Origin of the sequence: Parageobacillus caldoxylosilyticus (assembly GCF_019272935.1) — a bacterium.
Lineage (GTDB): Bacteria > Bacillota > Bacilli > Bacillales > Anoxybacillaceae > Saccharococcus > Saccharococcus caldoxylosilyticus.
Genome location: NZ_CP040553.1, coordinates 40,455 through 52,736 on the forward strand (window position 1 = coordinate 40,455; position 12,282 = coordinate 52,736).

The window sequence follows — 12,282 nt, forward strand, 5'->3', positions numbered from 1 at the left end:
TCACAGCAGTCAAAGTGGCAGAGAGCATGCAAAAAAGGGACGAATCTGCTTCCAGCCGTCCCTTTTTTTAATATATATCTCTTTTTGTAAACACTATAAACGAGATTGCGAGCGCCGCAAGCCCCCACACCGCTAACACCGTCATGGAAAATCCGAGCGTCATTCCTTCAATCGGCGGCGCTGTTCCGCTAATGTAATCCGTAAGGCGAAGATTGACCATAAATAAATATTTCGCCGAATGCCAGGAAGATACCATATTGGACAAAATCGCGCCCGAAATCAATGCGGCAAGCATAATCCCCATCACCGCAGCGGTGCTGCGCACCAAGACGGAAAGCATAAACGTCAATGTCCCCACCACAATGCACACAAACCAGGCAAGCCCCAACTCAATAAGCACATACTTCCACTGCGGAAGCATATGAACATTTGCTGTATTCAGTTCTTCTCCTTGAGCGACAAATCCTGTCAATAATGGCAGCCGCCATCCTTCGTATCCGAACACCGCTCCAGAAATGAAATACGACAGAAAAGCAACCGTAAGCAAAATAAACGAAATCGACAATAACAGCGCGATGTATTTGCTGAGCAAAACCGCCCCTCTTTTAACCGGCCTTGTCAACAAGAGCTTAATCGTGCCCCCGCTCGCTTCCGACGATACTAAGTCAGCGGCGACGACCATGACAAGAAGCGGAAGAAACAAATCGATCGCGTTTTCGATAAACATGCGCATAAACGTTGGCGCACCAGGAGCGGATGGGTTGATGTCGTGCTCTAAATAGTATTGCTGCTGCTTTAGGCGAATTTGCAAATATTTTCGCCATTCGTCAGAAATACTGCTCGAATTGAGACGGTTTTGCGCGTCGATAATCTGCTGCTGCAGCTGCGTCCGCCAATCCGTCGTTCCGAGCCGTTCCTGCATTTCCTGCACCCGCTTATATTGCGCGTATGTAAAAAGGGCAACGAGCACGGCGACAATCGCCGCAATGACCCATAACCGCTTTTTGCGGACAATTTTTAACATTTCGTTGTACACGAGGTTACTCAATCGTCTCCCCTCCCGTCAATTCAATGAACAAATCCTCGAGCGTCGGCAGTTTCGGCTGAATTTCATGGACGGCGACCCCTGCTTCGACAAGCTTTTTGTTCCAAACGGAGAGTTTTTTTGGTTCGTACGGAGTGATCAGCGTATCCCCATCAATTCGAAAAATCGACGTTTCCGCCGCTAATATCGCTTTCGCCATTTCCAGCGGCTCGACCTTCCATGCGACACGCGCTTGCTCTTTTAACAGATGTTCCACCGTATCAACCCGAAGCAACGTCCCTTTGGCCATAATCGCCACGCGGTCGCACATTAATTGAATTTCACTTAACAGATGTGAGGAGACAAGCACGCTCAATCCTTCCGTTTCCGCCAAAAAGCGGATAAATCCGCGCATTTCGCGAATGCCGACAGGATCAAGCCCGTTGGTCGGCTCGTCCAAAATCAGCACTTTCGGCTTTCCTAACAGCGCCTGTGCAATGCCAAGGCGCTGCCGCATTCCGAGCGAATACGTGCTAACACGATCATGGATGCGGTTTTGCAAGCCGACTAACTCCACCACTTCCACAATCCGTTCTTTTGGAATATCGCGAACCATGCGCGCGAAATGTTCGAGGTTTTCCCAGCCGCTTAAATACGGATATAATTCGGGATTTTCGACAATACAGCCGATGTGGCGGATCGCTTCGGTAAACTGGCGCTCCAGGTCATAGCCGCAGATGGAAATACGCCCCGCTGTCGGCTTGATGAGCCCGACGAGCATGCGGATGGTTGTCGTTTTTCCCGCGCCGTTTGGCCCTAAAAAGCCGAACACTTCCCCCTCTTTTAGTTCAAAGGAAATTCCTTTAATAATTTCTTTGCGGCGAATCGTTTTGCGCAAATTTTCAACGATTAAGGTTGCCTGCTTCGTCACTTTTTGTCCCCCTCTGTGAATGTAATTAAAGAAGCGACGCGTTCGCCAATCCGTTTGTATCCGTCTTTATTCGGATGAAAGTGGTCGCTGTATAAGTAATCATTCACATGCAACGCAAATAAATCGAAGGTCGGGACCGCAATAATATTCGGATAGCGAGCCGCCGTTTCTGCCGAAGCAAAGTTCCACTGCCTTACGATCGCTGATGTTTTCTTCGCATCGCCGAGGTCGCTAAACGGATTGTAAAGACCGATGTAAAAAACAACGGCATCTTTATTGACGCGGCGAATCGTTTGAAAAATGCGGTCTAAGTTGCGCAAGTACGAGTCTTTTGCCTGCTCGATTTGCTTTGGCGTAAGCCTGAGCGCTTCTCCACCTTGAAACAAATCGTTCCCGCCGATGGTCATCACAACGATATTGGCTAGTTTTAGCTGCCGCTGGATCTCGGTTTGCCCTAATTGCTTAAGAAGTCCATCAGACCGCTGTCCTTTAATGGCCAAATTAGTCACGCGAATCGGCTTCGTTGTTTTTTTGCGGAGCTGATCGACCATATAGCCGACATATCCTTTTCCGCTTTCGTCTCCCGTTCCTCTTGTCAGCGAATCGCCGAGGGCGACAATATAAATTTCACGGCTATCCGCTTTTTTCTCTTTTGTATATTTTGTCGTGTCTGCCGGCGGCATCGCGGTGGAAAAAAATTGATCTTGAATGGTCATGGCAAGACCGCTAATCCATAATATTCCTGCCAGCACCGATACCATCGTGATGGTGCTTACAATACCGCGTCGCATGCAATCATCCTTTCTGCTTTTCCTTTGTTTTTTTATCATACAACATTTTCACGGATGTTGACTAATCGGGGATTCGCGATGACATAAACGTTCTATCCAATAAAAACAGCTTGGTGATGTCACCAAGCCCATTATGTTCAAATCATTTTCACAGATGCTTGTTCGTTCAAACCGGCATCCCACACTCGATCGATTTCACCTGTTCATTGTTTAAAATACAATGGAAACCGTTCTCAAAAACAGCCTTGCATCGGCAATTGCAACGCATCAGAAATAGCATAACAATTCTCTTATTCTAACCTTGTTGGATTGTCTTTTGTAAATAATCGACAATTCCCATCGAACATACTTGAAGATCGAGACGGATGATATCGTACGCTTCGGATGTCGATGGAATATTTTTTTCTTGCAAAAAGGCGCTGACCTCTTGATATAGCGCTTGAAACACCGCTTTCGTCTTTTCTTGCATCGGCGCGTCGTGTTGTTCCGCCATCACCTTTTCCCCCGCTTCAACAAACTTCGGAAGCCAAAAACGAAGCTGTTCAAACGCTGCACGAGGGTTTTCCAACATGCCAAAATGACCGAAATAAATGCGTTCAGGCTGGAGCTGTTCGAGACGCTCAGCCGATTGCAGCATCGCCTCCGGCCGAAATTGGTTCGGAGAAGTGGACGGCAAACAGTATTCAAGCCCATCTTTCAGCAACTGCGGATAAAACACCCCGATCGTATCGCCGGTAAAAACGCCGCGGCTGCGCGAATCGTAAATCGAGAAATGATGGTTGGCATGGCCAGGCGTATCCAAAAACGTCAATGTGCGCTCATTGCTGAGCGTAAGCGTATCGCCATCTTCTTTTACAATGAGACGATCCTCTGGAACCGGCAAAACGGGAGAAAACAATTCATCAAAATTCTCCCTATACACCGCTTTCGCCCCAGCGATTAACCGTGACGGGTCCGCTAAATGGCGCTTCCCTTTCGGATGAACGATGACGCGGGCGTTCGGACATTTTTCAAGCAGCGCCCCAGCGCCGCCTGCGTGATCCAAATGAATATGTGTCACAATAATATAGCGGATATCCGCAGGATCAATCTGAAGCGTTTCCAACCCTTTTAATAAATACGGAACGGAAGGGCTTGGACCTGTCTCAATAATCGCGATCTCTTCTTCGTGAAGCACATATGTACCGGTGCGCTGTGCAACTCCTAAATCATACAAATCAATCATTGAAATGCCATGTCCTAAATCAACCGGTTTTTGCATAATGTCATCTCCCATTTTTTATACATTTTTATATTTATTTTAATATTCTAACAAATAAAGAAGAGAATCTCCACCAATAAACAAGACATAAACGATTTCCGATCATTGATCTTCCATCGCTTATGTCTTATATAAGTTAATCGTTAAATTTCTACCGCCCAGTGCGTTACGTCCATGCTGTCGGATAGGAGATATACTTGATATGCCTGATGAACAGGCTGTTCCGCTGTTTCTCAATCCCAGCATCAAGGTTACAGAACCCTTATATCCTCTATCCATCCGCCCCATTTTTCCAATCTGTGACATGTACTTTCGTTTATTTTTATGACGCAAGATCATTAGATAGCGATACTCTCCGATGATTGCGAACCGCCAACCATATCGAAACCGCCCAACCGAGCACGATAGCGCCGTATACGGCTGGATACCAGCTGTCGGGAGCTCCCCACGCATGAAGCAAGGTGCGAACATTAGTAAAAATGATTAATCCCCCGACTAATACCCCAAGCAAATGGGATGGCAGCTTGCGAACGAGCCACGCCGCAATCGGAGCAGCGATGATTCCCCCTAACATCAGCGTTCCTACCCAAAACCAGTTGACTTGTTCCCAGCCTAACGAAATGACAAATCCAATGGTAGCGGATAAAGCAATGGCAAACTCCGACGTATCGACTGTTCCTATCACTTTTCTCGCCTCTATTCCTTTATTCGCGAGAAGAACCGGTGTGGAAATCGGGCCCCATCCTCCTCCGCCAGTCGCATCGAGAAAACCAGCCACTAAACCAAGAGGAACAAGTTGCTTATTCGAAAATTTCTTTGGCGGCTGCGGATCTTGGCGGGCGGATAGAAATAAAAACCGATATATGATATAAACCCCAAGCGCTAACAAAAATAGAGAAACATATGGTTTAATGAAATCCCCTGGAAGATTGCTTAAAAAGCAGGCTCCGACAAACGCGCCAAGCGAGCCGGGAATAATCAATTTGACCAGCATGTCGCGGTCGACATTTCCAAATTTAATATGTGATGCGCCCGAAGCTGCGGTTGTGACCACTTCCGCTAAATGCACCGAGGCGGAAGCGACCGCCGGGGCAATCCCGAACGCAAGCAACAGCGTTGTTGACGTAACCCCATACGCCATTCCGAGTGAACCGTCAATAAGCTGCGCGATAAATCCAACAATCACAAACACGATTAACTTTTTCATTTCATCCCCTCCGTCTGAAATGGTCGAATATTTTTATTAATTAATACATTAATACCAAGTATTCATAGTTGTCAACTTCGAATTACAAAAAATAAAATAGAGTTTAGATTCATCATCTGAACCCCGTTTTATCTAACCAATAGAATTTTATCATGCATTTTTATTCATCTGACGATCGCAGCATACAGCATCGCCTCACGCAAAAATGCAGCTAGCCCCATTTGATAGCGGTCAATACATTTCGTAAAACGCTCATCGTTGACATACAAGTCGCCAAGTCGGCGGAAAATGTCAAAGGTGCAATCATAAATGTCTCCATTCCACTACCGCCTCTGCATCTGCTCGTCGTCCGGTCCGTATGCCTTGCGAGCGGTAATTTTTCCGTAAATATCATCCATCTTTGCTTTTATCGTTGCCCAATCTTCCTTCCTGTATGCCGACGTTCACCGTTTTACCTGTTCAACCATATCAGCGCCATATTTCTCTCGCGCTTCCTTGGCGTATTTCTGTGGATGCTCTTGCGTCCGTACACTCACATCCGCGATATCTGCTACTTCTTTGCTTTATACAATGCGTTTTCACCTTCTAAGCAGAGCATACAGCATCACGCAACGTTAGATTCAACGCTATATTTCATTATTCACAAAAAAGGGCACTGGAAAAGACTGATAGAGCAATCTTTTCCGTGCCCCTTTTCTGTTTAAAACTTCGCTTGATATTGTTCAATTTCCCAAGCGTGCACAGCGGTGCGGTAGCTGTCCCACTCTGCTTTTTTCATAGCGACGTATTCCTGAAACACGTGTTCCCCGAACGTTTCGCGTCCGATTGTGCCGTTTGCGAATTCTTCCACTGCCGCTCCTAAGCTCGCCGGCAGATTTTCAATGCCAAGCAGAGCGCGGCGCTCTTCTGTCATATGGAAAATATCTTCGTCAATCGGCGCCGGAGCTTGCAAACCTTTTTCCACTCCGTCCAAACCAGCGGCGGCAATGATGGCAAACGCAAGGTAAGGGTTGGCCGATGGATCTGGACTACGGAGCTCGACGCGGGTCGCCATGCCACGTTTGGCTGGGATGCGGATTAACGCCGAACGGTTTGATGCCGACCACGCGATATAACAAGGCGCCTCATATCCCGGAACAAGCCGTTTGTACGAGTTTACTAGCGGATTTGTAACGGCGGCAAAGCTTTTGACATGCGCGAGCAAGCCAGCGATAAATCGATAGGCCGTTTCTGATAATTGGTTTTCATCACTTGGATCAAAAAACGCATTTTCGCCGTCTTTAAATAGCGACATGTTCACATGCATGCCGGAGCCATTAATGCCGAACACCGGCTTTGGCATAAACGTGGCGTGCAGTCCATATTTATTGGCGATCGTTTTTACAACCCACTTATATGTAGTTGCATTGTCTGCCGCCCCTAACGCATCAGCATATTTGAAGTTGATTTCATGCTGTCCTTCCGCAACTTCGTGATGGGATGCTTCGATCGTAAAGCCCATCGCCTTCAACGCGCGGTAAATTTCTAAACGAACGCGCTCGCCAAGGTCCTTTGGAGACGGTTCGAAATATCCGCCGCTATCATGGAGTTCTGTCGTCGGGTTTCCGTTTTCGTCCGCTTTGAATAAAAAGAATTCCAATTCTGGGCCGACAGAAATCGTATATCCTTTTTCCGCGGCACGCTCAATTGTTTTCTTTAAAACGTTGCGTGGATCCCCTTCAAACAGCGTTCCATCAGGATTGAGAACAGAACAAAGGAAACGGGCTTCGGAATATCCTTCCTCTACTGTCCAAGGCAATACGGCAAATGTGTTTAAGTCAGGTAGAAGATAGAGATCGGATTTGTTGATGGGAGAAAACCCTTTAATTGAGGAACCGTCAAACATGATTTTTCCTTCCACAACATCATCAAGCTGCTCCGCCGTCACCGTAACGTGTTTCAAAATTCCTTCGATGTCGACAAATTGCAGATGCAAAAGCTCGACATGTTTTTGCTTGATTATTTCTTTGATTTGTTCAAGCACTGCTTCCCGATCGCTTGTAGGAGAAACCATCACCTTTGACATGTTACATTACCTCACATTCTGGCGTTTATTTTTATAACATGTCTTTATTATAGGGAAGGAGCGCGTATTTGGCAATACTTTTTTTATTAATTTTTCTGTATTTTTATAACACTAACTAGAAAACGTTTTCAAAGAACTGCCAAAATCGAACTATAAATAGTGATATATCTGTATATTTATGCGATTTCGTTAATAAAAAGGGCAGCTGCCTATAAAGGAGGATTCATCAACACCCTTTTAGACAGCCGCCGTGATAGACATATGCAGCCATTATCAAGAGAATTTGTTATGATCACCTTCTCAGTAATCGTTAGTTTGATAGAACGCTTGATAATTGAGAAAGCAAACGGCAATCGCCGAAATGGCCGCGACAACAAGAAGGGTAAATACGATAAAAATTTGATATTTGACTGCAGCAAATGGATCTGCTCCGGCCAAGATCATTCCCGTCATTGTTCCGGGAATTTGTACAAGCCCCATTGTTTTTAAGGAATCAATCGTTGGAATCATTGCAATTTTGATGGCGTGCTGTTTTATATTGTTACGTTGTTCCCGTTTCATCGTTTCTAATACGACGCTTGAGGCAACCATCGCTGTTCCTGAAAACAAGTTAAGTCCATATAATTGTGTAAAAAGGGAAATAGAAAAAGAGCCATGTTGCTTCCCCTTTGGTAGAATAAACAGTGGACCAAAAACACCAAACATAAGGGGGAATGCAACCATGGCTCAATATCATATTACCCTAAATGATGAACTTTTGCACGGGTTATTCACCAGAGATGAAGGATTAGCTAAGCTATTGGAACAAGTCCTCAATCAAATCCTCGAGGCACAAGTAGAAGAACAGCTGGGAGCTCGCCGTTATGAACGAACGGAAGAACGAAAAGGCTATCGAAACGGTTCGTATCCACGCCAGCTGACGACCCGGGTGGGACGGTTGACCTTGCGCGTTCCACGGACAAGAGATGGGGAGTTCTCTACGGAACTGTTCCAACGGTATCAACGGAGCGAACAAGCACTGGTACTGGCACTAATGGAAATGGTGGTAAACGGGGTGTCTACCCGAAAAATCACTCAAATCACGGAGGAATTATGCGGCACTTCGTTTTCCAAGTCCACGGTCTCCTCGCTGTGCAAGGGACTGGATCCGATTGTCCAAGACTGGAATTACCGTTCCCTTCATGAACACGTGTATCCGTTTGTGCTAGTAGATGCTATTTATACGAAAGTCCGGGAGGATGGACGAGTACGCTCCAGAGCCGTGTTGATCGCTACAGGAGTGAATGAGGAAGGATATCGGGAAATTCTTGGCCTGCAAATCGGAAACAGTGAATCGGAGTCCAGCTGGAGCGAGTTCTTCGGATGGCTGAAAGACCGAGGACTCCGGGGAGTGGACTTGATCATCTCGGATCAGCACGGTGGGCTGGTGCAAGCCATTGAAAAGCATTTCCAAGGCGCTACATGGCAACGATGCCAGACACATTTTATTCGCAATATCCTCGATGCCGCACCAAAGTATATGCAGGATGCCTTGCTCGAGGAGATTCGTGGGATTCTTCATGCTCCAAATAAGCAAACGGCCCGGCTGTTATTGGAACAAGTGCTGGCCAAATGGGAAGAAAAAGCCCCAAAAGCCATGCAAATCCTCGAAGAGGGATTCGAAGACGCCACCGCCGTATTGGACTATCCGGACCGTTATCGTCGGCGTCTGCGTACGACAAACGGAGTGGAACGGCTGAACGAAGAAATTCGCCGCAGAGAACGGGTCATCCGCATCTTTCCGAACCGGGAATCGGTGTATCGCCTCGTTGGTGCCGTGTTGATCGAAATCGATGAAAAATGGATGTCGGGACGTAAATACTTAGATATGTCCGAATATTGGCAGTGGCGGAAAACGAAAGAGCAAGAAGCTCGATCGGTGAATCAGGAGGCTCCGGCGATCAAGAGAGTGGGATAACCTCTACGCCGTGTCAAGGAGAACGTGGAATACCGGAGCGAAGCGAGGATATGCCGCGAAAGCTCCTTGACACGCCTGTTCCTTGACAACATGATGTTTTGTCCGGAAGGCGACTGGCAGGGAGACTTGCCGGACTTACCTACTATACGTCAAGTCATCAGGTCCATGTTGTCTATCAAAGGGGAATTTACACAATAATTTGGACTTGACCCTGAAAACATTCCAGCAACTGGGATAATGTATCGAGCTTGAAATGGAATAATGCGGCAAATTAGCCATAACATAATTGGAATCCCAACAGAAACAATCATGCTGAAAAAGACAAGAAAAAACGTACGTTTTGCATCGTTTCCCCGCTTCGAAACGTTGAACGAAGCAACAGCCACCATCAATAGCACATAACCAATAATAACATACCATTTTTTTAAAGAAAAAAGATAGGAAATGCAATATCCTAATATTAATAATTGAACAAATCCGCGCAATGAAGACCAAATAATGTCTTTTTCTAATTTTAATGACTGCCGGTATGATATAAATACCGGGACAAGAATAAACAGCCATATGACAAAAAGCGATGTATTATTGATTTCGTTCAATAAAAACACCTACTTTCTCATACGCTGCTAGTTCGTATGCCGATGCCGCCATGACCCCGACGGAATGAGCGGAAGGTGCGCCGCTTTACTTTTTAGGTATATATATACATACCCTTCGATCGGCTGTTCCAAATCTTTAATCCAAACCCGCTCGTATTCGTTATGTCGGCCCCCTTCTTCATATTCTTCGAGCTCATCCATCGCTTGCAGCCCTTCTTCCGTTACGGTAAACCATTCGCCGATTACTTCGCCTTCTTCTTCGACAACGAGCGCGGGGTATGCCCCGACGTCATATAAGCGCCCTTTCACTTTTCCCGGCTGAATATCGCGGATATAAGGAGCGGCGACAAAATGGTTTGCTTCCCCCACTAACAACGTTCCATACACAAACACACGGTATAGCAGCGGCCTCATTTCTTTCTCCCCTTTTTGTTTACATAATAAAATTTATGAAAACTATAAGCGGGATATATCTACATCTCTATCATACAACAAGACAAAAACAATGGAAGCCCTGCCTCTCATCCATCCTTGCAGCTCCGAAGCTGCGCCAGTGTGAATTTGTCCGTTCCGAAATGAGCCGCCTGCCGTAAAAAAAAGTGATACCGCCAGAAGCGATATCACCTTGTTCCCTCCTTACGCTTTACGTACGTTTGCCGCTTGCGGACCGCGGTTTCCTTCGACAACATCAAATGTAACGAATTGCCCTTCTTCTAACGTTTTAAACCCTTCACCCTCAATAGCGGTAAAATGAACGAAAACATCGCCGCCGCCATCCTTTTCGATAAACCCATACCCTTTTTCCGCATTAAACCATTTTACTTTTCCTGTGTTCATTGTGATTCCTCCAAAAATAAGTATTGACCATCGCTACCGCTATAAAGAAAAAGCCGTGCGCTTGCGCAAGCAAGGGAACATATAAGCAGGCCCCCTATTCGCAAGGCACGACTTATGATGATCCTTTATACGACGAACGAAATGGTGCTTCGTTAATAATACCGGATGCACAAAAGAAAGTCAAGAAATGATGGAAATTATTCCTTCCATTTGATGCTGCAACCAATGCTTGGCTTTTGTTTTCCCGGCACTGGCTCGCCATTCAATAATGCGTCTAATGCCGCGCGAATCGATTCCCCTGTAACCGGAATGCCATTGTTTGGCCGTGAATCATCAAGCTGGCCGCGGTATACGCATTTTAAGTCGCGGTCAAAGATATAGAAATCCGGCGTGCACGCTGCCTGGTACGCTTTTGCCACCTCTTGCGTTTCATCAAACAAATACGGGAACGGATAGCCTAATTCCTCAGCTACTTTTTTCATATTTTCCGGCGAGTCTTCCGGATATTTTTCCACGTCGTTCGAGTTGATGGCGATAAACGTGACTCCTTTTGGCTGATAATCGTTGGCAAGACGGACAAGTTCATGCTGCACGTGTTTCACAAACGGACAATGATTGCAAATAAACATAATCACCGTTGCAACATCCGATTTTACGTCTTCCAAACGGACGGTTTTGCCATCAACTACGTTCACTAGTTCAAACGACGGCGCTTTTTGCCCTAATGGAAACATATTGGACTCGACTGCTGGCATATATCCACATCCTTTCCAGATTTTCTATTTACTTTTATTATATCAAAGCAAGCGAAGGAATCACAAACTTGGCGCGTAAACAAAAAAAAGAATAGTTGCATATGATGGCATATAGGTATTTACAGATGGAAAGGAGTGTCGGGCATGTCTTTCATTTATATGAACAAGACAATGACTCCGCGCGTCTATGAAGGAACCCCTCCAGCCTCATCACATTCTGTTTTCTATTACCGCCGGTCCGCCACCCAGCAAGTATTAGAGGAACAACAGCGGCTTTACGATGAACTTTCCGCTTCGCTAGCAGAATTGCAGCGCTCCGTTTCCGCCCAACACCAGCAGCAATAACAGCTATATGAACGATGGAATGGATGGGACAAGACGAAACGGCCAAGCAAGTCATTGCCGACTCTCTTGTTTTGCAAGAGGAGGCAACAAAAAAACTATCGCAGCAACTCGCCGCGTATGAACAATTATATCAAGGGCTGCTCACCCGTTTAGAAGGGCAAGAGAAACTATACCAAAAATTAATTGAAAAATTGGAGCTGCAGCACGTGTTTCAGGAAACGGTCATCAAGCGGCTGGAAGCACAGGAAGCGACACAATACAAAATGACGCGCCAGCTCGATAGCTTAAAAGAAGCGTTATACGAACGGTGCTCCTTTATCGTCGACACAATGAAGGAGCTGATGCGTTCGTTATTTTCACGCCATGAACGAAAGAAAGCAACAAAAGAACAACCGGAGCGGGAAGAAGAGCTCGTACATTTATAAATCAGCGCGCCCCAACAGCGGCCTAGCGGGGCGTGTTCTTCTTTTTTAGCTGCAACCGCTGAAATAAAATGAAAAGCAGCATCGA

Annotated in this window: 15 protein-coding genes; 3 read left to right on the top strand and 12 right to left on the bottom strand. The window is 46.1% G+C overall.

Annotation, left to right across the window (positions count from 1 at the left end; translation table 11 throughout):
* Positions 1–67 precede the first annotated feature (67 nt).
* From BV455_RS00265 to BV455_RS00300, 8 genes are all read right to left on the bottom strand, one after another.
* A complete protein-coding gene (locus tag BV455_RS00265; RefSeq protein ID WP_017436677.1) occupies positions 68–1,048 on the bottom strand; it encodes an ABC transporter permease in 981 nt (326 codons plus the stop codon).
* On the bottom strand, positions 1,041–1,955 hold the full coding sequence (locus tag BV455_RS00270) for an ABC transporter ATP-binding protein (protein WP_017436678.1): 915 nt from the start codon (positions 1,953–1,955) through the stop codon (positions 1,041–1,043). The genes BV455_RS00265 and BV455_RS00270 overlap by 8 nt, the downstream gene beginning before the upstream one ends.
* The gene (locus BV455_RS00275) at positions 1,952–2,746 is read right to left on the bottom strand and encodes an SGNH/GDSL hydrolase family protein (RefSeq protein ID WP_081162074.1); all 795 of its coding nucleotides are present in this window, start codon (positions 2,744–2,746) and stop codon (positions 1,952–1,954) included. Before BV455_RS00275 ends, BV455_RS00270 begins: the two co-directional genes overlap by 4 nt.
* A 295-nt stretch (positions 2,747–3,041) precedes the next feature.
* Entirely contained in the window at positions 3,042–4,007 is a 966-nt protein-coding gene (locus BV455_RS00280; RefSeq protein ID WP_042410181.1) for an MBL fold metallo-hydrolase, read from the bottom strand.
* 322 nt (positions 4,008–4,329) lie between these two features.
* The gene (locus tag BV455_RS00285) at positions 4,330–5,214 is read right to left on the bottom strand and encodes a sulfite exporter TauE/SafE family protein (protein ID WP_017436682.1); all 885 of its coding nucleotides are present in this window, start codon (positions 5,212–5,214) and stop codon (positions 4,330–4,332) included.
* A 164-nt stretch (positions 5,215–5,378) separates the two neighbouring features.
* Positions 5,379–5,483, bottom strand: coding sequence for a TipAS antibiotic-recognition domain-containing protein (locus BV455_RS20870; protein WP_157787207.1), 105 nt, complete (start codon positions 5,481–5,483; stop codon positions 5,379–5,381).
* 431 nt (positions 5,484–5,914) lie between these two features.
* Positions 5,915–7,279, bottom strand: coding sequence for a glutamine synthetase family protein (locus BV455_RS00295; RefSeq protein ID WP_081162068.1), 1,365 nt, complete (start codon positions 7,277–7,279; stop codon positions 5,915–5,917).
* 300 nt (positions 7,280–7,579) lie between these two features.
* Positions 7,580–7,888 carry an ABC transporter permease gene (locus BV455_RS00300; RefSeq protein WP_245005308.1) on the bottom strand — a complete coding sequence of 103 codons (309 nt, stop codon included), beginning with the start codon at positions 7,886–7,888 and terminating at the stop codon, positions 7,580–7,582.
* A 112-nt stretch (positions 7,889–8,000) separates the two neighbouring features.
* Between BV455_RS00300 and BV455_RS00305 the strand changes: the two genes are divergently transcribed.
* The gene (locus tag BV455_RS00305) at positions 8,001–9,236 is read left to right on the top strand and encodes an IS256 family transposase (RefSeq protein ID WP_218687240.1); all 1,236 of its coding nucleotides are present in this window, start codon (positions 8,001–8,003) and stop codon (positions 9,234–9,236) included.
* A 149-nt stretch (positions 9,237–9,385) separates the two neighbouring features.
* Here BV455_RS00305 and BV455_RS00310 read toward each other — a convergent pair whose 3' ends face one another.
* The 4 genes from BV455_RS00310 to BV455_RS00325 all read right to left on the bottom strand — a co-directional run bounded on the left by BV455_RS00310 (position 9,386) and on the right by BV455_RS00325 (position 11,427).
* Positions 9,386–9,835, bottom strand: a complete 450-nt coding sequence (locus BV455_RS00310) for an ABC transporter permease (RefSeq protein ID WP_245005309.1) — start codon at positions 9,833–9,835, stop codon at positions 9,386–9,388.
* Positions 9,836–9,862: 27 nt separating this feature from the next.
* Positions 9,863–10,249, bottom strand: a complete 387-nt coding sequence (locus BV455_RS00315; RefSeq protein ID WP_017436686.1) for a gamma-glutamylcyclotransferase family protein — start codon at positions 10,247–10,249, stop codon at positions 9,863–9,865.
* A 222-nt stretch (positions 10,250–10,471) separates the two neighbouring features.
* The gene (locus BV455_RS00320; protein ID WP_218687596.1) at positions 10,472–10,672 is read right to left on the bottom strand and encodes a cold-shock protein; all 201 of its coding nucleotides are present in this window, start codon (positions 10,670–10,672) and stop codon (positions 10,472–10,474) included.
* Positions 10,673–10,869: 197 nt separating this feature from the next.
* Positions 10,870–11,427, bottom strand: coding sequence for a thioredoxin family protein (locus BV455_RS00325; RefSeq protein WP_017436689.1), 558 nt, complete (start codon positions 11,425–11,427; stop codon positions 10,870–10,872).
* A 144-nt stretch (positions 11,428–11,571) separates the two neighbouring features.
* On the opposite strand from BV455_RS00325, the gene BV455_RS00330 reads away from it, so the two are divergent.
* Both BV455_RS00330 and BV455_RS00335 read left to right on the top strand, forming a co-directional pair.
* A complete protein-coding gene (locus BV455_RS00330; protein ID WP_026078595.1) occupies positions 11,572–11,772 on the top strand; it encodes a hypothetical protein in 201 nt (66 codons plus the stop codon).
* A 23-nt stretch (positions 11,773–11,795) separates the two neighbouring features.
* Positions 11,796–12,197 (top strand): hypothetical protein, encoded by a 402-nt coding sequence (locus BV455_RS00335; RefSeq protein WP_026078596.1) that lies wholly within the window; start codon positions 11,796–11,798, stop codon positions 12,195–12,197.
* The last annotated feature ends 85 nt before the right edge of the window (positions 12,198–12,282 follow it).

Coding starts and splice junctions, on each gene's coding strand:
- BV455_RS00315 (WP_017436686.1), bottom strand. CDS start 10,249: ATGAGGCCGCTGCTATACCGTGTGTTTGTGTATGGAACGTTGTTAGTG.
- BV455_RS00325 (WP_017436689.1), bottom strand. CDS start 11,427: ATGCCAGCAGTCGAGTCCAATATGTTTCCATTAGGGCAAAAAGCGCCG.
- BV455_RS00295 (WP_081162068.1), bottom strand. CDS start 7,279: ATGTCAAAGGTGATGGTTTCTCCTACAAGCGATCGGGAAGCAGTGCTT.
- BV455_RS00275 (WP_081162074.1), bottom strand. CDS start 2,746: ATGCGACGCGGTATTGTAAGCACCATCACGATGGTATCGGTGCTGGCA.
- BV455_RS00320 (WP_218687596.1), bottom strand. CDS start 10,672: ATGAACACAGGAAAAGTAAAATGGTTTAATGCGGAAAAAGGGTATGGG.
- BV455_RS00285 (WP_017436682.1), bottom strand. CDS start 5,214: ATGAAAAAGTTAATCGTGTTTGTGATTGTTGGATTTATCGCGCAGCTT.
- BV455_RS00280 (WP_042410181.1), bottom strand. CDS start 4,007: ATGCAAAAACCGGTTGATTTAGGACATGGCATTTCAATGATTGATTTG.
- BV455_RS00335 (WP_026078596.1), top strand. CDS start 11,796: ATGGGACAAGACGAAACGGCCAAGCAAGTCATTGCCGACTCTCTTGTT.
- BV455_RS00305 (WP_218687240.1), top strand. CDS start 8,001: ATGGCTCAATATCATATTACCCTAAATGATGAACTTTTGCACGGGTTA.
- BV455_RS00330 (WP_026078595.1), top strand. CDS start 11,572: ATGTCTTTCATTTATATGAACAAGACAATGACTCCGCGCGTCTATGAA.